General features: G+C 54.0%; 19 protein-coding genes. 11 read left to right on the top strand and 8 right to left on the bottom strand.

The genetic code is table 11. The features are described 5' to 3' along the window. The first annotated feature begins 52 nt into the window (after positions 1-52). The 11 genes from NTX59_02070 (at position 53) to bcsG (ending at position 10,975) form a co-directional block, all read left to right on the top strand. Positions 53-652 (top strand): hypothetical protein, encoded by a 600-nt coding sequence (locus NTX59_02070; protein ID MCX5784455.1) that lies wholly within the window; start codon positions 53-55, stop codon positions 650-652. Then, positions 649-1,173, top strand: coding sequence for a hypothetical protein (locus tag NTX59_02065; GenBank protein ID MCX5784454.1), 525 nt, complete (start codon positions 649-651; stop codon positions 1,171-1,173). The genes NTX59_02070 and NTX59_02065 overlap by 4 nt, the downstream gene beginning before the upstream one ends. A gap of 89 nt (positions 1,174-1,262) precedes the next feature. Further along, on the top strand, positions 1,263-2,546 hold the full coding sequence (serS, locus tag NTX59_02060; GenBank protein ID MCX5784453.1) for a serine--tRNA ligase: 1,284 nt from the start codon (positions 1,263-1,265) through the stop codon (positions 2,544-2,546). Next, positions 2,543-3,736 (top strand): hypothetical protein, encoded by a 1,194-nt coding sequence (locus NTX59_02055; GenBank protein MCX5784452.1) that lies wholly within the window; start codon positions 2,543-2,545, stop codon positions 3,734-3,736. Before serS ends, NTX59_02055 begins: the two co-directional genes overlap by 4 nt. 155 nt (positions 3,737-3,891) lie before the next feature. Beyond that, a complete protein-coding gene (locus NTX59_02050; GenBank protein ID MCX5784451.1) occupies positions 3,892-4,320 on the top strand; it encodes an EamA family transporter in 429 nt (142 codons plus the stop codon). Positions 4,321-4,481: 161 nt separating this feature from the next. Further along, positions 4,482-4,838 carry a metallopeptidase family protein gene (locus NTX59_02045; GenBank protein MCX5784450.1) on the top strand — a complete coding sequence of 119 codons (357 nt, stop codon included), beginning with the start codon at positions 4,482-4,484 and terminating at the stop codon, positions 4,836-4,838. A gap of 42 nt (positions 4,839-4,880) precedes the next feature. Next, entirely contained in the window at positions 4,881-5,315 is a 435-nt protein-coding gene (locus NTX59_02040) for a hypothetical protein (protein ID MCX5784449.1), read from the top strand. Between the two features lie 6 nt (positions 5,316-5,321). After that, positions 5,322-7,061, top strand: coding sequence for an ATPase, T2SS/T4P/T4SS family (locus NTX59_02035; GenBank protein MCX5784448.1), 1,740 nt, complete (start codon positions 5,322-5,324; stop codon positions 7,059-7,061). Positions 7,062-7,111: 50 nt separating this feature from the next. Further along, positions 7,112-8,248: a HAMP domain-containing sensor histidine kinase gene (locus tag NTX59_02030; protein MCX5784447.1), complete on the top strand. Its 1,137-nt coding sequence runs from the start codon at positions 7,112-7,114 to the stop codon at positions 8,246-8,248. 31 nt (positions 8,249-8,279) lie between these two features. Then, the gene (locus NTX59_02025; protein MCX5784446.1) at positions 8,280-9,278 is read left to right on the top strand and encodes a glycosyl hydrolase; all 999 of its coding nucleotides are present in this window, start codon (positions 8,280-8,282) and stop codon (positions 9,276-9,278) included. A gap of 113 nt (positions 9,279-9,391) precedes the next feature. Continuing rightward, a complete protein-coding gene (bcsG, locus tag NTX59_02020) occupies positions 9,392-10,975 on the top strand; it encodes a cellulose biosynthesis protein BcsG (protein MCX5784445.1) in 1,584 nt (527 codons plus the stop codon). Positions 10,976-10,990: 15 nt separating this feature from the next. On the opposite strand, the gene NTX59_02015 is transcribed toward bcsG, so the two are convergent. The 8 genes from NTX59_02015 to sucC form a co-directional block, all read right to left on the bottom strand. Beyond that, a complete protein-coding gene (locus NTX59_02015; protein MCX5784444.1) occupies positions 10,991-11,791 on the bottom strand; it encodes a hypothetical protein in 801 nt (266 codons plus the stop codon). Continuing rightward, positions 11,788-12,018: a hypothetical protein gene (locus NTX59_02010; protein ID MCX5784443.1), complete on the bottom strand. Its 231-nt coding sequence runs from the start codon at positions 12,016-12,018 to the stop codon at positions 11,788-11,790. The genes NTX59_02015 and NTX59_02010 overlap by 4 nt, the downstream gene beginning before the upstream one ends. Then, positions 12,008-12,250 carry a hypothetical protein gene (locus tag NTX59_02005; GenBank protein MCX5784442.1) on the bottom strand — a complete coding sequence of 81 codons (243 nt, stop codon included), beginning with the start codon at positions 12,248-12,250 and terminating at the stop codon, positions 12,008-12,010. The genes NTX59_02010 and NTX59_02005 overlap by 11 nt, the downstream gene beginning before the upstream one ends. Before the next feature lie 100 nt (positions 12,251-12,350). Continuing rightward, on the bottom strand, positions 12,351-13,895 hold the full coding sequence (locus NTX59_02000) for a glycosyltransferase (GenBank protein ID MCX5784441.1): 1,545 nt from the start codon (positions 13,893-13,895) through the stop codon (positions 12,351-12,353). Positions 13,896-14,098: 203 nt separating this feature from the next. Continuing rightward, entirely contained in the window at positions 14,099-15,535 is a 1,437-nt protein-coding gene (gene rimO, locus NTX59_01995; GenBank protein MCX5784440.1) for a 30S ribosomal protein S12 methylthiotransferase RimO, read from the bottom strand. 117 nt (positions 15,536-15,652) lie between these two features. Beyond that, a complete protein-coding gene (locus NTX59_01990; protein MCX5784439.1) occupies positions 15,653-16,579 on the bottom strand; it encodes a magnesium transporter CorA family protein in 927 nt (308 codons plus the stop codon). Then, entirely contained in the window at positions 16,563-17,489 is a 927-nt protein-coding gene (gene sucD / locus NTX59_01985; GenBank protein MCX5784438.1) for a succinate--CoA ligase subunit alpha, read from the bottom strand. Before sucD ends, NTX59_01990 begins: the two co-directional genes overlap by 17 nt. A 111-nt stretch (positions 17,490-17,600) precedes the next feature. Next, positions 17,601-18,761, bottom strand: coding sequence for an ADP-forming succinate--CoA ligase subunit beta (gene sucC, locus NTX59_01980; GenBank protein ID MCX5784437.1), 1,161 nt, complete (start codon positions 18,759-18,761; stop codon positions 17,601-17,603). Positions 18,762-18,859 lie beyond the last annotated feature (98 nt).

The raw sequence follows: 18,859 nt of genomic DNA, 5'->3' as shown, positions 1-18,859 counted from the left end.
GCCGCGGGCCTCTGGCGTAGTCCGCGGCTGAGGCGGAGCCGGAAACACTACCATGAACCCTGACAGCGCCCTTGAAACCATCGCAGCCGCGGGCCTTGAAAAATGCCTGAGCAGCCTCTCAAAAGCCTCCACCGGCCGCTGGAGCCTGGCGGATATGAGCGTGTCACGCGGCGCTTTAAGCGAACTAGCGCTTGATCGCCGCGCGGGAGAGGGAGGGACGGCCGTCTATTTTGAAGTTTCCGAAGACCACCCTTTTGCCGCCATGCTGATTTTCCGGTCCGCGGATAGAAAGCATATCTCAATGTGTTTCCCCGATTACGATTTTCCGCGCCTGGTCGATATTAACCAGGCGGAAGATCTGCTGCTTTCGGAACTTGGAAACATCATACTCAATGCGTTTACGGGTTCGCTTTCCAACGCTTTAGAACGAAGCTTTATCCCGTCCGGGGTGAAGTCCCTTAAGGGCTCGCAGCGGTTTTTGCTTGAGTCGCTTGCGGCCGGTCTGGGTAAAGGACCGAAGTACAGTCTTATTTCGATCATGCTTGGCCTGCAATGCGGCCAGCTTGTCACCCGGGCCGAAGTTGTAGGCATTATCCCGGAAAAACTTGAGGAAGAGCTTAAAAAGTGCTCCATCGGCGATAATAAAATATGATAAAAAAAACAATTCCTTTCGCGATTTTTTTTCTGTTATTCTCCGCGGCCGCGTCCGCGCAGGTGCGGGTGACGGCGGTATCCTGGGAGTCTTCATCTCCGCGCGCCAAAACCTGGACGCCGTTCATGCCGGTAGCCGGGCTGAAGCTTACGGCGCACCAGAAACTGACGGACAAGCTGCGCGCTATCTTTACCGTGCACAATTCATCCGCGTCCGCGGTGGAGGGCATTGTACTGCGCTATGCCCTGCGCCTTCGCCTGATCAAAGACGGAGACAGCCCGGAAAACGGGGTTTGGAACGTGCCTTTCCGCGTGGAAGAACTGCGTCTCGCCAAAGCGGGAGCCGGAGAGTCAAAGCAGGTGCGCGCCGAGCGCTTTGGACTGAACGAACAGATAAAAAAACTGGCCGGTACGGGCTTTTGGTTTGACGCCCTGAAGCTGGAAGTAACGGTCGATCCCCGTTATGGGGTGGAACTCCCCGGCATAACGCAAGAGTCTGTTCTCCCGGTAACGGATAAATAGCGAACAGGAAAGGAAAAACAGAAAAGACATTAATATCCGTATTACCACCACTGTTCGCCATTCGCTAGTTACTATTCGCTGTAGTTCTTATGCTTGACCTTAAATTTCTGCGTTCCAATCCCGGATCCGCCAGGGCCGCCCTCAAAGACAGGGGCGGGCGTTACCTTCCGGCGCTTGAGAAGGTTCTTGAAACCGACGCCCTGTGGCGCGGCCTGCTCGCCGAAACCGAGGACCTGCGCTCAAAGCGCAACGAGGTTTCAAAAAAAATACAGGTGTTTAAACTCGCCAAAAACGAGGCTGAAGTCGCGCTCGCGATGGCCGAGGCCAACACTGTTAAAGCGGCCATAAAAGAAAGGGAGGACCGGCTCTCCTTCCTTGAACAAGAGCTGAATACCCTGCTTTTAGGCGTGCCGAACCTCCCTCATGAAAGCGTGGTCAGGGGCGCGGGCCCTGAAGACAATAAAGAAGTGTTCGCGGACGCGTCAAACCGGCGCGAGTTCTCTTTCAAGCCGCTTGACCATCACGCCATCGGAGAGAAACTGGGAATACTCGATTTTGAAACCGCCACCAGGCTTTCGGGCGCGCGCTTCGCCCTCCTGAAAGGCGCGGGCGCCCGCCTTGAGCGCGCCATCATTTCGCTGATGCTTGATGTCCACACCCTTGAGCACGGTTATACCGAAATTTTCCCGCCTTTCCTTGTGAACGCGCAAACCATGACCGGCACCGGCCAGTTGCCCAAGTTTGAAGAGGAACTTTATAAAACAGCTTCCGAGCCGCCGATGTATCTTATCCCCACGGCGGAGGTCCCGCTTACCAACATGCACAGGGGAGACATCCTTAAAGAAGAAGATCTGCCTAAGCGCTTTGCCGCCTACAGCGCCTGTTTCAGGCAGGAGGCGGGTTCCTACGGCAAGGACACCCGGGGGCTTATACGCAACCACCAGTTCAACAAAGTGGAGCTGGTGTGGCTGACAAAACCCGAAGAGTCCATGGCGGCCCTGCTGAGCCTCCGCTCCGACGCCGAAAAAATACTTAAACTCCTTAAGATCCCTTACCGCGTTCTGGAACTATGTACCGGCGATATGGGCTTTTCCTCGGCTAAAACCTACGACCTTGAAGTCTGGATGCCGGGCGAAAACCGTTTCAGGGAAATTTCCTCCTGTTCCAACTGCCTGGATTTCCAGGCGCGGCGTATAAACATCCGTTTTAAGCGCGCGGGCGCCGGTAAAACGGAATTTGTTCATACGCTCAACGGCTCGGGCCTGGCCGTGGGCCGCACTTTCGCGGCCATACTTGAAAATTACCAGCGGGAAGACGGCTCCGTTGCCGTGCCGGAGGCGCTGCGCAAATACATGTGCTGTGAAACCTTATGAAAAGACTGTCAATTATTCCGCTGCTGTTTTTAAGTTCAGGCGCTTTTGCCGCCCGGGATGTTTCCGAGTCCATGGCGCCTGAGCTGCGGGAGCTTTCAAAAAAAGGGTTGGACGCCATTTACGAGGTGGACATTGAAACCGCGCGCGCTAATTTTGAAGAAGCGCTGAAAAAGTTTCCGGATAACCCGTTCCCCCATTTCGGCGTGGCCATAACCAAATGGGCCTCGCTTGAGTACCTTGAAGACGAATCGGACCCCAAGCTTGATAAGGAATATTCGGAAATGACCGACCATGCCATAGAGGTCGGGCGTCAGTGGCTTAAAAAACATCCGGGCGACGGCAACGCGCATTTATGCGTTGGCGGCATGTACGGCCTGCGGGCCCGCCTGGCTGTGCTGCAGCATCGCTGGTTTGCCGCGTATTTTGACGGTAAGAAAGCGCTTGCGCATACCCGTAAGGCCCTTAAGACAGACCCCGAACTTTACGACGCCTACCTGGGGCTTGGGATGTATGAATACTACGCCGGAACGCTCCCCGGCGTCATAAAGCTGCTGGCCAAACTTTTTTTAAGCGGCGACGCCAATAAAGGCATAGAATACCTGAATCTGTGCAGGGAAAAAGGATATTTCAACGCGCTGGGCGCGAAGCTGCTGCTTATAGAGATTTATACGCAGACCGGCAGCAAGTTTTCCAATCCTGAAACGGCTGTCAAGTGGTCGCGCGAACTGTTAACCCTCTACCCGGCGATACCGCAGATGCAGTTCATTGAAATAGTTTCGCTTTTTGAGGATAAAAAGTACGAAGAATCGCGCGAACTATCGCTTGATTATCTGAAGGCGATAAACGAAGGCCGCCCCAGATACCGCAAGCGCTACCTGCCGCGCATTCTTACCGCCATCGGCACCACCTACCTGGCGGAGAAAAATTACGCTGTGGCCGGGGAATACTTTGCCAAAGCCGCCGCCACCATTAAAGACGATCCGTCGGTGCATCCGGCGCGGTGGGCCGTGTGGTCCATAGTGCGCCTTGGCAATGTTTACGACCTCAAAGGCGAGCGCGCCAAAGCCGTTGAATTTTACAAAGAGGCCAAGGCGTATAAAGACGACTGGGGATTTGCCGAGTCTATAGGCAACTATCTTAAAAAACCTTTCACCGAGGCGGAACTGCCCGGCACGCTTCCGCCGCCGTAACAAGTTACAAGAGCACAAGAACACAGGAGCACAGGTCACAAGCGTGAAAACAAACAAGAGCAAAAGTAATAGCTTTTAAAAAACTTTATATTCTGTTCTTTCTTCCCGGCTTCTTACTTGTGCTCCTGTGTTCCTGTGACTTGTGACTGCCACTTATGGAACTATCCACGATAATATTCCTTGTGCTTGCAATAATCGCCTGGGGCTCGGGCGCTTTTTTGGACAAAATGACGCTGAGATATGTGGACGCTTCCGGAGCTTTTTATATCAGAACGCTCTTCATGCTGATCCTTTTCATTCCCTTCCTCGCGTGGAAATATATCCCGGCCAGGTACGCGCTTTTGAATTCCAATAAGCTGGCTTCTGTCTATATCCTCTCAAGCGTGGTAGTGACGATGGGCGGGGTCTTTTTTTATCTCAAAGCCATGAGCGGCGGCGAAGCCTCAAAAATAGTGCCTTTAAGTTCCACCTACCCGTTTATAACATTCGCGCTGGCCATGTTTTTCCTCGGAGAAAATTTTACCCTGAACAAGCTGATGGGCACGCTGCTCATCTCCGGCGGAATATATTTTATATCAAAATAGCTGTGCGATTTTGATATGCCATAAGCTATAAGTTTTAGATACGGCTTTTGCCATACGCCATACGCTTAAAACAGGCCGTAGGCGATATGCCTTAAGCCATAGGCTTTTAAGGAGTTTCTTATAACTTATGGCCTAAAGCATATGGCTTATGGCGGCTGATTATGACCATTGATGAATTTGAGAGGGCAGTGGCGGTCGCCGTAAGGGCATTGCCCGCTTTTTTTAAGGAGCGGATGGTAAATGTCGTTATCACTGTCCGCGCCCGGCCGGGCGCGGCGCAGGCGGGAAAATTCAGCGGGAAACTTTTGGGGCTTTACGAGGGCGTTCCGCTGCCGGACAGGGGGCGTTTTTACAGCGGAGCCATGCCGGATAAAATAACGCTTTTCAAGGATAACATCGAGGCCGCCTGCCTGGACGGGCGGGATATCAAGGCTGAAATACGCAACGTGGTAATGCACGAAACAGCCCATCACTTCGGAATTACCGACGCCGAACTCCGGCAGAAGGGCCTGTACTAGTGTAGTGTCTTGAAAATAATTTCAGCGCGGGGAGATTTGAATATGGAAAAAACATGGCGCTTCAAAGATGAATGGCTGCTGAAAGCCGTGGCGACAATACCCGTCGTCAGCCCGGCCCTGGTGCTTAAACTGCGCTCCGAGCAGCGGCCTTTGCTGTCCCAGGCCCTTATTGATGATAAGGCCGTTTTTCCGGAGCAGCTTGCCCAGGCGGTACTGGCCGTTTACCGCGTGAAGAGCGTCAAAATAACTCCGGAAAAAGTGGATAAGTTCGGGCTGACAATTCTTTCGGAAAGGCTTTGCCGCAAGTACCTGGTCCTGCCCGTGGCCGCCTCGGACGATGAAATACAGATAGCGACGGCCGACCCGCTTAATCTGGACGCTTTGTCCGACATCCAGGCGCTGACCGCCCGCGCCGCCGTGCCGCTATACGCTCTGCCCCGCGATATAGAAAGCTGCATGGAGGAGCTGTTTAACTAGGACAAGGTGATAGCCGAACTGCTGGCTAAAGTGGAAGCCCCGGAAGAGATAGAAGTGCTGGGGGAAGCCGCCGCGGAAGAAGACAGCAAGGTAGGCACCCCGGTTATAATGCTGGTCAACTCCATAATTTCGCAGGCACACAGGCAGAAATCCTCCGACATACACATAGAGCACGAAGAGAAGATCAGCCACGTGCGCGTGAGGATAGACGGCGTGCTGAAAAATATCATGTCCATCCCCAAGCACATAGCGGCCGGGCCGCTGGTCGCCCGCATAAAGATAATGGCCGAACTGGACATCTCAAACCACATGCGGCCGCAGGACGGCAGGGCAAAGCTCAAAATATCCGGCGTGGAAGTGGGCCTGCGGGTTTCCACCCTGCCCACCTCGTACGGGGAAAAAGTGGTAATGCGCATACTGGACCAGCGGGCGGCCGAGGTCCCTTTTGAAAAACTCGGCTTCGCGGCCGAGATTTCGCGGGCCTTTGAAAAATGCATAGAGGCCCCTCAGGGCATAATTCTTGTCACGGGACCTACCGGCTCAGGCAAGACGACCACGCTTTACTCGGTGCTGAACAAATGCAGGAGCGAAGGCACCAACATAACCACCGTGGAAGACCCCATAGAGTATAAGCTTCAAGGCATAAACCAGGTGCAGGTCAACGAGAAGCAGGGGCTTAATTTCGCGGCCGTGCTCCGCTCGGTGCTAAGGCAGGACCCCGACATCATAATGGTGGGCGAAATACGCGACCATGAAACGGCGGATATCGCGTTCCAGGCCGCCATGACGGGGCACTTGGTGTTTTCCACTCTGCACACCAATGACACGGTTTCCACTATTTCCCGCCTGGTGGATATGGGGGTCGAGCGCTTTAAAATCTCCCCCGGGTTGCTGGCGATCACGGCCCAGCGGCTGGTCAGAAAGCTCTGTCCGGCTTGCAAAGCGGAAGTTCCGCGGGACCTGTCGGACCCGGCCATCCTGGCGGCCCTCCGCGAGCATGGCTATCCGGAAAAGTATTATGTTTCAAAGGGCTGCAAAGAATGCGGTAACGAGGGGCATGCCGGCCGCACCTCCATTGTTGAGCTGCTTCTTATCACTGACGCCATAAAGACCGTTATAAATTCCGGCGCTCAAGGTGCGGAAATAACCCGCATCGCGCTGGACTCAGGTAACCTCCGGACTATGACCCGTGACGCGCTCTGGCATCTTGCAGAAGGCGTTACTTCGCTTGGCGAGATAAGTCCGTACCTGCTCCTGGACAAAAAACCGGCTGAGGCCGCCCCTGCCCCAGCCACTGCGCCTGTCCTTCAGACGGAGGCCGAGGCCGACGCGCAGGCCCGGAGCCCGGGCCCGGCTGCGGGCGGGCCGATGAGCGTGATGGTGGTGGACGACATACCGATCATTCGCCTGTTGCTGCGGAAAGCCCTGGAGGCGCAGGGCTATGAAGTGAAAGAAGCCGTGGACGGGGAAGAGGCGCTTACCTCTATAGCGGCGCAATCCCCCGACCTGCTGATTTCCGATATCAACATGCCGCACATGAACGGGCTGGACCTTATAAAAGGCATAAGGCAGGGCCTCGGCATCACCGATATGCCGATAATAATACTGACCACTGAAACCTCCGACGAAAGCCAGGAACTTGCCCTGCAGCTCGGGGCCGACGACTATATCACCAAGCCTTTCAAGCAGAACATCGTAGTGGCCAGGGTTAACGCCGCCCTGAGGCGGTTCGGGAAAGTGAAGTAACCCCCGCACTTTTTCCGAAGCGGCCAAAGTGCGGGGCAAAGGGAGGCTGAATGTCCGACGCGAAAATGCATACTGAGTTTTTGCCCGCGGAGAGAGCCGATGCGGATGAAGTCGCGCGCCAGCGGGAATTTATCAATCATATCCCGCTGCTTGCGGAGCTTCTTGACGCCATAATCGGTTTTGTTCTGATACTTAACAGACACAGGCAGGCGGTTTTTGTCAATAAAGCGTTCCGCGATTTCAACAGCGGAAAAGATGTAAAAAAAGAGATTATCGGGTTTCGTCCGGGCGAGATAATGGGATGTAAACATTCCGCGGAGACCCCGGGCGGCTGCGGAACCACGAAGTTCTGCCGTGAATGCGGCGCGGCCAAAGCATTGGCCGCCGCCCTTGCGGGGACCGAGTCGGTGGAAGAGTGCAGGATCATCACTAAAGCCGGAGGCGACGACCTCAACCTGCTGGTCAAAAGCCAGCCGTTCAAACAGGAGAACCAGGACCACATTATATTTTCCTTTGTGGACATAAGCCATGAAAAGCGCAGGACCGCGCTTGAACACATTTTCTTCCATGACGTTCTTAACACCGCGGGAAGCTTAAGCGGGCTTACGGAGCTTATGCTGATGCTCGGTCCTGAGAAGATAATTACCTATGTGCCGACGGCTCATGACGCCGCCAGGCGGCTGGTAGAGCAGATCCTGTCCCAGAGGGACCTGGCCGCCGCCGAGAGGGGAGAACTAAACCCGCAGGCGGCCGAAGTCAGGGCGCTGGAACTCATTAAAGAGATAGCGGACGTCTTTTCCGGCCACGAGGCGGCAAAAGGGCGTAAGATCACGATAACCCCCGATTCACAGGACCTGTCTCTGAAAACCGACGGCGTTCTTCTCTCAAGGGTCATCGGCAACATGGTAAAGAACGCAGTGGAAGCCGAAAGGGCCGGGGCGGAGATAAAAGTTTCATGCCGCCAAACGCCTGCGGGAATAGCTTTTTCGGTGAGTAATCCCACTCCCATGAGCGAGAGCACAAGGCTGCAGATATTCCAAAAATCCTTCTCCACCAAAGGGGTGGGGCGCGGCCTTGGCACCTACAGCATAAGGCTTCTTACCGAGAAATACCTGAAAGGCAGCGTTTCCTGTTCTTCCGGTCCCGGGGGCACGGTTTTTGAGGCTGTCTACCCGGAAAATCTCTGACCACGCCGCAGCCGGTTTATAAGGAATGATCATGAAGTGGATAAAAGCCGCAGTCGCCGCAGTTATTATCGCCGCTGCGGCGGCTTTTTTTATCCTTCGCAAGGAGAGTCCTGAGCTTTTTCGCCGGAAAACCGAAATGGAAAAACAATATCCGGTCTGTGTTATCGGGGTATCCGAGCCGACCGGAGTTATTTCAGCCGAAAAAGCCGGCATCCGCAACATTTATATAAACTGGAAAACCTCTTTCCCGGCATCGGCGGTAAAGGCTATACGGGCTTCCGGGGCGGTCCCGATGATAACATGGGAGCCGTATCTTCAAGACCTCAGGCGCGACACCCTTTTGCCGGCCATAGCCGGCGGCAAATACGACGCTTATATAGCCCGTTTCGCCAGGCAAGCCGGCGGTGGGCCGGTGTTTATACGGTTCGGGCATGAGCCTAACAGCGACTGGTACGGCTGGTCGGGCGTAAATGCGGCGCCCGAGCTTTATGTAAAAGCGTTCCGCCGGGTCCGGAAGATATTTTTAAACCAGAACAATGTAACCGCTAAATTCGTTTTTTCCGTTAACGCGGAAGATGTTCCCGCCGAAGCATGGAACCGGTTTGAAAATTACTATCCGGGCGACGACTGCGCCGATGTAATAGGCATAGACGCCTATAACTGGGGCGGCGGCCAAAAGACCTGGCAGAAATGGGTAAAGCCCTGGAAAATGTTCGGCGCGGCCTATGAGAGGACGGTAAAGGCGTTTCCTTTAAAACCGGTTTTTTTGACCGAAACAGCCTCCTGCTCAAACGGCGGCGACAAGGTTCTATGGATAGGGCGGCTGCTGGGTTCCATCGGGAAAAGATTTCCGGCGGTAAAGGCTGTTATCTGGTTTAACATCAACAAGGAGCGCGACTGGGCACTTTCTTCTGACGAAATGCGCGCTCAATTTTATGGTTCCTGTGGCGCCGGGCGTTTTGAGTGTTCGGATAAAAGCCTGGAATGGCTGTTTACCCCGCACTTTGACGGGACCCCTTCCGGGGATTGACCCACAGTGCCTCGGGCCTGTCGCGGGCCTATGGCGTTGTCCGCGACTGGCGGGCACCGCCGTAGCGGTTTCCCCTGCCTCTTGGGAAAAAGTGCGTGGTTCACGGGTAAATTATGATCTTCTGGTACTGGTACTTATTTGCGGCGGCTGCGCTTTCCTTTTCGGGGTATATCATCCTGGACATATTCCTGACGGCGGCGCTCGCGGTTATCGTGCATCTGCCGGTCCCTCCGGTCTTCTCAAAACCCCGCCTTATTACCGGCCTTAAAGCGGTTGCGGTTCCGGTTGCGGCGCTCGCCCTGCTATGGCGGGAATCTTATCTGCCTCCAGTCTCTAAACTTGTTTCCTTTCTGGCGGATCCCGTTACCCGTCCGTCAATGCAGTATGTTATGGAATTTGTCCGGCAATCCATAAGTTTATGGATGCTCTCGGCCGGGATCGTTCTTTTTGCGATAACGCTGTTAGCTTCCCGCAAAAAGTATGTGCTGCTTGCCATGTCCGCCTATTGTATCCTTACTGCGGCGTGGGTCATGCAGCCTAAGCGGACTATCCCGGATCTGGGCAGCGAGTCGCCTGAGGCTTTCTATAAAAAGGAAAGCGGCAGGGTAGTGGAATTCTCTCCGCCCGCAAAAAACTCCCCGCCTTTTGACGTGCTTATATTGCACATCTGCTCGCTGTCATGGGAGGATATTAAAGATTCAGGCTCCGACCTGATGCCGTTCCTTTCTAAATTTGATTATGTTTTCACCAATTTCAGCGCGGCCTGCTCCTATAGCGGGCCGGCGGCACTGCGTGTTTTAAGATCTTCGTGCGGACAAATGCCGCACCCGCAGCTTTATGCCGCCGCCCCCGCCAGCTGTTATCTTATGGACAACCTGCGGGAACTTGGCTTTAAGACATACACGATGTTCAGCCATGACGGTGTGTACGCTGATTTTTCCGCGGGTGTGCAAAAATACGGCCACGCGGACGCGCCACTAGGCATAGCGGGCCTGCCGGTGGAATACCAGATGTTCGACGGTACGCCTCTCTACGCCGACAATGCGGCGCTGCATAAATTCTGGAAGGCCAGGGAAGATTCCAAGGCGCCGCGGGCCGCGCTTTATTACAATACCGCCAATCTTCATATAGGCACGCATAAGGCCGGCGGTTCCAGGGGGCCGGACGACGCTGCCTCCTACAGACAGAGGCTTACCGAGATGACGGCGCAGCTGGAAGAGTTTTTCCTGGAGGTGGAAAGATCAGGCCGCAATGCGGTGGTTATATTCGTGCCGGAACACGGCGCGGCTTTGTCGGGCACCAAAATGCAGGCAAAAGACGTCAGGGAAATCCCGCTTCCGTCCATAGTCGTCTTACCGTTCGCCGTGAAATTGATCGGAAAAAGTTTTTACGCGGACACCGTAAAGCCGCAGGTAATAACCAAACCCGCAAGTCTTCAGGCACTGTCGTGGCTTGTCGCTGAATTCCTGCGGCATAACCCCTATACCAAAGACGCAGGCAAGCCCGCCGCTATCGCCTCGGAAATACCCGGCACTGATTTTATGGCGGAAAATGAAAATGCCGCCGTGATGAGGTTGGGGCTTGGGTATATTTACAAGCAGAAAGACGGGAAGTGGTCGCCGTTGCCGGCGTATGCTGGAATTCCGCCCGGTGCCATACCGTCCCCCCAGGATTTCAGACAGGCCGCCCGCAGATAGCCGGGGAAGGTTAACTTAACGGGAATTTTTAGGCTTAAGGTCCCAGGCCTTATAAATGGTGATAAAAAGTTCAAGGCCGCGATCCCGCTGGTTGATCTTCGGATACCGCCGCCACGCGTATTGCGTGCCAAGTTCTATCTCGCCGTTGCCTATTTCAAAGCCGGCGCAAACCTCATTGATGTTAAAATAATCCGCGTTGCGGGTGCGCAGGCGCCAGTTATACGAGGCGTACGGGCCCGCCATAAAGTTGTGCGGCAGCCAGAACAGGTCCGCCTCCAGTTTTGCCCAGCCCATCGTGGAAGAGCCGTTCTGGTTGCCCAGGTCGTAGGACGCGTTTCCCCAGGTAGAGAACGGAAGCGCCTTTATCAGTGAGTCCCTGCTCCATTCCTTCAGTCCCCAGTATCGGGACCAGTTGGCGAATATATTATAATCCCTGCTGCTGTTGGAGAGCGCGGTATAGCGCGGCCAGCCGAACTCGGCGCCCAGGTCCAGGCGCTTGAATGAAAACATTGTCCCGACATACGGGGTGTAAGCGTTATAATAATCCTGATTTATATTTCTGTACCGCCAGTTATAGCGCCCGTAAACCTGCAGGCTCCGCCCGCCGCTGAGGCGCAGCAGTTCAACGCCCTGCCTGACCATGCCCTGGGTGTTGGTCCCGTCTATACCGCTTGTGTCCCTGCCTGACAGCATCCATACTGCTCCGGGGTAGCCTGTGGGCGAAAAGGCGAAGCCGGGACCGTTGGCAAAAAGCAGGGATGAAAACAGGATCAGTGCTTTAAATATGCCGCAGTCAAAATAGCGGAAGGTTTTCATTTAAGGTTTCCTTCCGGCCCGCCCTGTGTTTCCTTATAACCAAAAGTTTCAAGCATGCCGGTCACTATCTTGTAATGGGCGTTCTCTTCCCGGTGCAGGCCGAAAAAAAATTTCTTTAATTTCGGGTCGTCCACGATTTGGGAATAGCCAAGGAATTTATCCCGCATGGTAAGCTCCACTTTCCTTATCTGGAGGAAGTACTTGATGTAGTCTTCTTTAGAAAACATTCCGTTTGTCCTCCTCAATTTTCTTTTTCATCTCACCGAGCACTTTCGCGTGCCGGTTGGATTCCTTTTCAAGTATGCCCAGCTGTATGCGCAATTGCTCCCGCGTGGCGGCGTTGAGACCTCTCCAGAACAGGGCGGTCTTAAGGTGGCGGCTGTATATCGGCATGGCCTGCTCTTCCAAAAAGAAGGCCTCCTCCAGCATTTTTATTAATTCTGCTTTTTCAACGCCCATCTCTCCTCCCTTTGCCCCGCACTTTTTCCGAAACGGCCAAAGTGCGGGGTTTAAAGCGCCAGTTCAACCGTCGTCTTTTGCGCGAACGCCGAAGTTGTTGTCAGGCCCGCCATTTCGCTTTTTCCTCCCTGCCAAGCACCGGCAGCTGGTTGAAAAAGAAAATATTCCAGAGTATAAAAAGGTGATAGGCGACCCAGAACATGTTTGCGCCCACCGGGTAGGGATTATGGCTGAACTTCGTCAGGCCTACAGCGAAAGCCGCAATATTGAGTCCCAGCATCACGCCGTAGGGCCAAAGGGCCGATAGCGGCATTATTTCGGCCTTGCCTTTTGTTGTCACCACGAATGTCATGCGTTTGCCAAGCAGGCCGTATACGGCGGCCCGCATAAGCAGCGGGAAGCAGAGAGAGCCGAGTATAAGACCGTAGTAGATCTGCTTGATGTTGTAATGCCGCTCCTTCATCGTCCCGAAGAATATCAGCAGTGTCAGGCAGAAATACGGTATGTAAGCGGCAAGATATATCTGGGGATACAGGAAAAACGAGGGGACATTGAAAAGCAGGTAGGCTATAGGGCAGATCATCAGAAAGAAGAATGCCCACCCGACGAAATAATAGGTGCCGGCGAGCATATATTCCCACCACTGGGCGGGGGAAAGGCTGAAAGGGTGTCTGGAAAGAGTGCTGAGCAGTTTGCGGAAAACGCTAATGGTGCCGCCGGCCCAGCGGGCCTGCTGCTTGAAATAGGCCGGCAGGGTCTCGGGGCCCAGTCCGAAAGCCACCACATGGTTGTGGTACCAGGAACGCCAGCCTTTTATATGCAGATTCACGGAGGTGGCGAAGTCCTCGGTAATAAATTCCTCCTCGAAACCTCCCACGTCCAGCAGCGCTTCCCTGCGGAAAATCACATTGGTGCCGCAGCAGAACATGGAGCCAGTGGCGTTCTTTCCTTCGCAGATGGTCTCGTAGAAGATGGCCTGCTGCATGGCCGCTCCTTTTGCCACGGGGCTTTCTCCGATGTTCGTGTAGAACTGCGGAGTCTGAACGAAGGCCAGTTTCTCGTCCCCTTCAAGTATCGGGACTATTTCATTGAGAAAATCAGGCATCGGGTTCTGGTCCGCGTCGAAGATGGCTATATATTTCTCGGTCATGCCGCGCAGAAAGTCGTTGACTATGCCGGCCTTGGCGCCGTGGCGCGCTTCGCGCCTGAATATTTTTATCCCGTGATCGCGCGCCAGAGCGTCGGCCTCCTCCTTGTATGCCTGTTCCGAGGAGTCGTCCAGAAAGTAGATGGTCTTATTCGGGTAATCCACGTTGCGGAAGGTGATTATAGTGCCCTCAAGCACTTCTTTTGGCTCGTGCCTTGCCGCCACCACTATGGCCACCGACGGTTCCTGGCCGGGTTCCGGTTTTACCAGTTTGGGCTCGCCTCGCCAGGAGGTCAGCGTGAAGACGTTCATCATATAGCCGAAGGCGTGCACCAGTATATAGGTTTCGCCGAGCAGCAGGAACAGGCCGAAGAGCTTTTCCAGCCTTGTGTAATCCGAGTAGGAGAATAGTATCACCCGGGCTATAAAATAGACGCAGACAGAGATAGCCGCTACCAGTGTGACTATGCGGAGTTTGCGCATGAAAGCGATAAGCATTATAAAGCCTTTTTTACAGAGAGTTGTTTAAACCACTACGAATGTCGATTCTACTTTATTTGACCGTTCTTTAATACAAACTCCGGCGGATCCGGCTTATCCACCGGGTTTGTAATACCGTAAGCTGTTCCTTAAATGTAAGGATTTGCGTGCAAAATCTTTTATGTCGGCGGGCGTCACGGCCGGATTTACGGCTTTCAATTTTAATTCCTTTTCGTGATTATTCCCCTGCGCGTGTAGCCCGACGCGCCCGTTATCTTAACCGTCACAAAATCCCCCGCCTTCAGCACGGGAGTTCCTCCCGCGCTGCCATAAAAGGCTGCCATAGGCTTTAAGCCGTACGCTATATGCTTTTCAGGAGTTTTCTTACGGTTTATGGCCTCTGGCATATGGCCTATGGCGGGCGCGGCGCCCTTATGGCTTATGGCGTCCGTTATCACTTCCACCTTTCCGTCAATATCCGGCGCGTCGCGGTATGTGCGGCCGAAAATATGGGAATCCATCAGAACCTTGAAAGACTTTCCTTTAAGGCCTGAGTTGATATCGTCTATCACCGTGCTCTGTGTGCTTATTAAAGAATTAAAACGCTCCGTCTTCACCTCGTCGGCGACCTGTCCTGGGAAAGAGGCGGCCGAGGTGCCGCTTTCCTGTGAATATTTAAACACGCCCAGGTTGTCAAAACGGGCTTCCCTGACGAATTTCTCAAGCCGGGCGAAGTCTTTGCCGGTTTCGCCGGGAAATCCGACTATGAAATTCGTGCGGAGCGCTATGCCCGGCACTAAAGCGCGGATCTCGCTGATCTTGCGCTTTATGGAACGCTCCGAGGAACGGCGGTTCATCTTTTTCAATATCTCGTCCGAGATATGCTGGAGCGGCATATCCAGGTAATGGCAGATGTTGCCGCGGTCGCGCATTAAAGCCAAAGTGTTTTTTGTGAGCCGCTCCGGGTAAACATACATTAACCTGAGCCACTCAAGGCCTTCTGTTTTTGTCAGGCTTCTCAGCAGTTCGAACAGTTTAGGCCTGCCGTAGAGGTCCGCGCCGTAGGAAGTGGTGTCCTGGGCTATAAGTGAAATTTCTTTGGCGCCGCTCGAAACCAGTTTTTTGGCCTCTTCAATAACGGCTTCCAGCGGTTTTGAGCGGAAGCGCCCGCGTATGGAAGGTATCAGGCAGTAGGAACAGTGGTTGTCGCAGCCGTCGGCTATTTTAAGGTAGGCGCTGTGCGGGGCTGTAAGGCGGGCCTTGAAAATTGGCGAATAAAGCCTGGCTTCAGGCGGGGGGAGGCGGGCTTTTTTCTCCCGTAAGGCCGAAACGACTTTGTTCAGTGCGTTTATCCCTACCACGGCGTCAAGTCCGGGGAAACGCTTTAGAATGTCGCCCTGCAGGCGTTCGCCAAGGCAGCCCGCGGCTACCACGGCTTTTAGTTTGCCGCGCTTTTTAAGCGACAAAAAGCGCTCAAGCTCCATCTCGGATTCGCGAGCGGCCGAGCTTAAAAAAGCGCAGGTGTTTACCAGCGCGATGTCGGCTTTATCCTCGTTGCCGGTCAGTTCGTAGCCGGCGGCCAGCAGTTCCCCCGCCATCACTTCCGCGTCCGTGAGGTTTTTCGGGCAGCCAAGGCTGACGATGAATACTTTTTCCATAGATGAAAGAAAGGGGATAGCGTATAGCGGTTGGCGCTTAGGGAATGAGTCCCTTATTTCCGCATTAAGAAACTCCTCCCCTGATCCTCTCGCCCCTAGCCCCTATCCGCTGTTCCTTTAATGTTTTTCCATGCGTTTGATGATGTAATAAGTTAGCAGGCCTATGACGGTCATAACGGCCACAAACGCCAGGAAGGCCAGGTGCGGGTCCGCTATGCCGGTAACCGTGCAGAGCTCGGACATTCCGCCCACCCCGGCGAAGAAACTCGGCACCGCCACGGCTATAACCACGGCGTTCAGATTTTTCATCATCACATTGAGGTTGTTGCTGACTATGGAGGCCCGGGCGTCCATAAGACCGGCGAGAATGCTCGAATAAATTTCAGACTGCCGCATGCACTGGTTGTTCTCAATTAAGATGTCGTCCAGAAATTCCCGGCTGCGCGGCGAGAAGCCGATCTTTTCCGCGTTATGCTTAAGGCGGTCTATCACATAGGCGTTCGCGTTTGTGGCGTTAAGGTAGTAAACCAGGCTTTTTTCCAGGGTGAACAGGTTCAGCAAATGCCTGTTCTCCATGGAGGAATTTATCTTGTTCTCCAGTTCGTCGGCTATCATGTTGATGGCCTTGAGGTGTTCCATGAAATGAAAAATAGAATTGTAAATGAGTTTCAGAAAAACTTCCCGTATCCCGGCGACATGTTTGAAATATTTGCCGGAGAACATGTTTATGTCTTCGGAAAGAGCCAGAATGAGCTTGTCCTTGAACAGGAACAGTCCCATGGAGGAAACCTTGAACAGAAAGTGGTCTTTTGAGGAATAATTCTTGGGGCGCTTTAAGATCAGCTCAAGATGGTCAGGCTCAAATTCAAGACGGGAGGGCTCTTCGGGGTCAAAGGCGGAAGTGAGGTTGTGCTCGTCCAGCTTAAAATTCTCCACCAGCCATTGTTTTTCGTCGTCGTTCGGGTTTATCACGACCAGAACCGGCGAGGCGCTGATTTCCGATAAAACCAGCTGGTTGTTTTCAAACTTATACTTTTTTATCATGGATCTGCTTCACCGTTTTTGGCTTCGCTTTAAGTACGGCGGCCGCGGTCGCGCCTATTTCGGACAGGTTCTCAACCACCGTAACACCCGCGGCTTTAAGCGCTTCCACTTTAGAGGCGTGCGTGCCCGCATTCCCCTCCACTATGGCGCCCGCGTGGCCCATGCGGCGCCCCGGGGGGGCGGTTTTTCCCGCCACAAAGGAAAACACGGGTTTGGTCATGCAGTCCTTAATATAGCGCGCCGCGTCTTCTTCGGCCGCGCCGCCTATTTCGCCTATCATTACCACGGCTTTGGTCTGACGGTCGTTCTGGAAAAGTTTGAGCGTGTCAACGAAATTCATGCCCTGCACGGGGTCGCCGCCTATGCCCACCACCGTGGACTGGCCAAGGCCGTTGCAGGTCAGCTGCCATACGGCTTCGTAAGTAAGCGTGCCGGAGCGCGACACTACTCCGACGGAACCCTTCTTGTGTATGTAGGCCGGCATTATCCCGGCCTTGCATTCCCCGGGCGTTATTACACCGGGACAGTTGGGGCCCACCAGGGTTATATTTGCGCCCTCGGCGTTAAGCCTTCTAAGGCGGCTTTTAACTTTTACCATGTCCATTACCGGTATGCCCTCGGTAATGCAGATAATAACCTTAATGTCGGCGTCGCAGGCTTCCAGTATGGAGTCCGCGGCGTACGGCGGCGGCACAAAGATCAGCGAAACATTGGCGCCCGTCTGTTTCACCGCTTCGCGCGTTGTGTTGAACACCGGAACGCCCAAATGCTCAGTGCCGCCCTTGCCGGGAGTCACGCCCGCCACTATTTTTGAACCGTAATCCAGGCACTGTCGGGCGTGAAACGAGCCCTGCGAACCCGTAAGCCCGTGCACTATAAGTTTACTGTTCTTGTTAAGTAAAATTGACATATTTTTATCTCCTTGAATAACCAAAAATGTGAATTTCGAGCGGCTAGGGGTTAGAGGCGAGGGGTTGGGGAAGGTAAAGAACTCCTTCCCTAATCCCCTCTACGCTATCCGCTAGCCTCTGATTGCGCCCACCGCTTTCTGCGCGGCTTCCCAAAGCGAACCGGCCTGCTCTATTTTTATGCCTGACGCGGCTAGTATCGCCCTGCCTTGCTCCACATTGGTGCCTTCAAGCCGCACAACGAGCGGCACGCCTATGCTCACTTTTTTTGAGGCCTCAACCACGCCGGCGGCTATATTGTCGCATTTCATTATGCCGCCGAAGATATTGATGAGTATCGCCTTTACCTTCTCGTCCTTCAATATTATCTGGAAAGCTTTGGTTATCTGCTCCACCGTGGCCCCGCCGCCCACGTCCAGGAAGTTCGCCGCGTTGCCGCCGGCAAGTTTCACTGTGTCAAGGGTAGCCATGGCGAGCCCGGCGCCGTTCACCATGCAGCCTATATTGCCGTCAAGGCCGATATAGTTTATGCCTATGGCCTTGGCCTCTTTCTCAATTTCCGAGGTCTCATGGTCCGGTTTTGAGGCCAGTTCTTTATGGCGGAAAAAGGCGTTGTCGTCGGTCACTATCTTTGAGTCTATGGCCGTCAGCTTCCCTGCGCGCGTTATGGCAAGGGGGTTTATTTCAACCAGGCTTGCGTCCTGCTCAATGAACAGCCGCACCAGGGCTTTAGCGAGTTCCGTAAATTCGCGGAACACGCCCGCCGGCATTTTCAGGCCAAAGGCGAGTTCGCGCGCCTGGAAGTCAAGCAGGCCGCAATCCGGGTCCACGGGCGTTTTAATTATAAGTTCGGGCCGGGTTTTTGCAAGCTCCTCTATGGACATGCCGCCCTCGGCCGACGCGATGACCACCGGCACACCCTCCTTGCGGTCAAGCACCACTGAAATGTAAATTTCCCTTTCAATGTCGCAGGCTTCTTCCGCCAGCACTTCCTCCACCGTAAGCGCGCGCCCCTGTGTCTGGTGCGTTATAAGCTGCATCCCGAGCATTTTTTGCGCCAGCTCACGCGCCGTGTCGGCGGTGTTGGCTATTTTAACGCCGCCCGCCTTGCCGCGGCCCCCGGCCAGCACCTGGGCCTTTATTACCCAGGGGCCCTGGCCGTCAAACTTCAGTTTTTCCGGGTTATCGCCTATTTTAAGCACGCCTATCCTTTTTAGCAGAGGCAGGCCGTACTTTTCAAAAATTTCCTTGCCTTCGTATTCAAGCAGTTTCATAAGGGCTCCTCAGGTGATGTTTTTGGCGGTCAAAAATCGGTTGTCGTGCGTTATTGATACTCTCATTATATAATTTGTAGTATAAATTTAGGCGCCAA

It is taken from the genome of Elusimicrobiota bacterium (assembly GCA_026388155.1).
Taxonomy (GTDB): Bacteria; Elusimicrobiota; Elusimicrobia; order Elusimicrobiales; family UBA9959; genus UBA9634.
Note: the sequence above shows the minus strand (reverse complement) of the source record. Positions and strands in the feature narration are given on the sequence as shown.

Coding starts and splice junctions, on each gene's coding strand:
- NTX59_02070 (MCX5784455.1), top strand. CDS start 53: ATGAACCCTGACAGCGCCCTTGAAACCATCGCAGCCGCGGGCCTTGAA.
- NTX59_02065 (MCX5784454.1), top strand. CDS start 649: ATGATAAAAAAAACAATTCCTTTCGCGATTTTTTTTCTGTTATTCTCC.
- serS (MCX5784453.1), top strand. CDS start 1,263: ATGCTTGACCTTAAATTTCTGCGTTCCAATCCCGGATCCGCCAGGGCC.
- NTX59_02055 (MCX5784452.1), top strand. CDS start 2,543: ATGAAAAGACTGTCAATTATTCCGCTGCTGTTTTTAAGTTCAGGCGCT.
- NTX59_02050 (MCX5784451.1), top strand. CDS start 3,892: ATGGAACTATCCACGATAATATTCCTTGTGCTTGCAATAATCGCCTGG.
- NTX59_02045 (MCX5784450.1), top strand. CDS start 4,482: ATGACCATTGATGAATTTGAGAGGGCAGTGGCGGTCGCCGTAAGGGCA.
- NTX59_02040 (MCX5784449.1), top strand. CDS start 4,881: ATGGAAAAAACATGGCGCTTCAAAGATGAATGGCTGCTGAAAGCCGTG.
- NTX59_02030 (MCX5784447.1), top strand. CDS start 7,112: ATGTCCGACGCGAAAATGCATACTGAGTTTTTGCCCGCGGAGAGAGCC.
- NTX59_02025 (MCX5784446.1), top strand. CDS start 8,280: ATGAAGTGGATAAAAGCCGCAGTCGCCGCAGTTATTATCGCCGCTGCG.
- bcsG (MCX5784445.1), top strand. CDS start 9,392: ATGATCTTCTGGTACTGGTACTTATTTGCGGCGGCTGCGCTTTCCTTT.
- NTX59_02015 (MCX5784444.1), bottom strand. CDS start 11,791: ATGAAAACCTTCCGCTATTTTGACTGCGGCATATTTAAAGCACTGATC.
- NTX59_02010 (MCX5784443.1), bottom strand. CDS start 12,018: ATGTTTTCTAAAGAAGACTACATCAAGTACTTCCTCCAGATAAGGAAA.
- NTX59_02005 (MCX5784442.1), bottom strand. CDS start 12,250: ATGGGCGTTGAAAAAGCAGAATTAATAAAAATGCTGGAGGAGGCCTTC.
- NTX59_02000 (MCX5784441.1), bottom strand. CDS start 13,895: ATGCTTATCGCTTTCATGCGCAAACTCCGCATAGTCACACTGGTAGCG.
- rimO (MCX5784440.1), bottom strand. CDS start 15,535: ATGGAAAAAGTATTCATCGTCAGCCTTGGCTGCCCGAAAAACCTCACG.
- NTX59_01990 (MCX5784439.1), bottom strand. CDS start 16,579: ATGATAAAAAAGTATAAGTTTGAAAACAACCAGCTGGTTTTATCGGAA.
- sucD (MCX5784438.1), bottom strand. CDS start 17,489: ATGTCAATTTTACTTAACAAGAACAGTAAACTTATAGTGCACGGGCTT.
- sucC (MCX5784437.1), bottom strand. CDS start 18,761: ATGAAACTGCTTGAATACGAAGGCAAGGAAATTTTTGAAAAGTACGGC.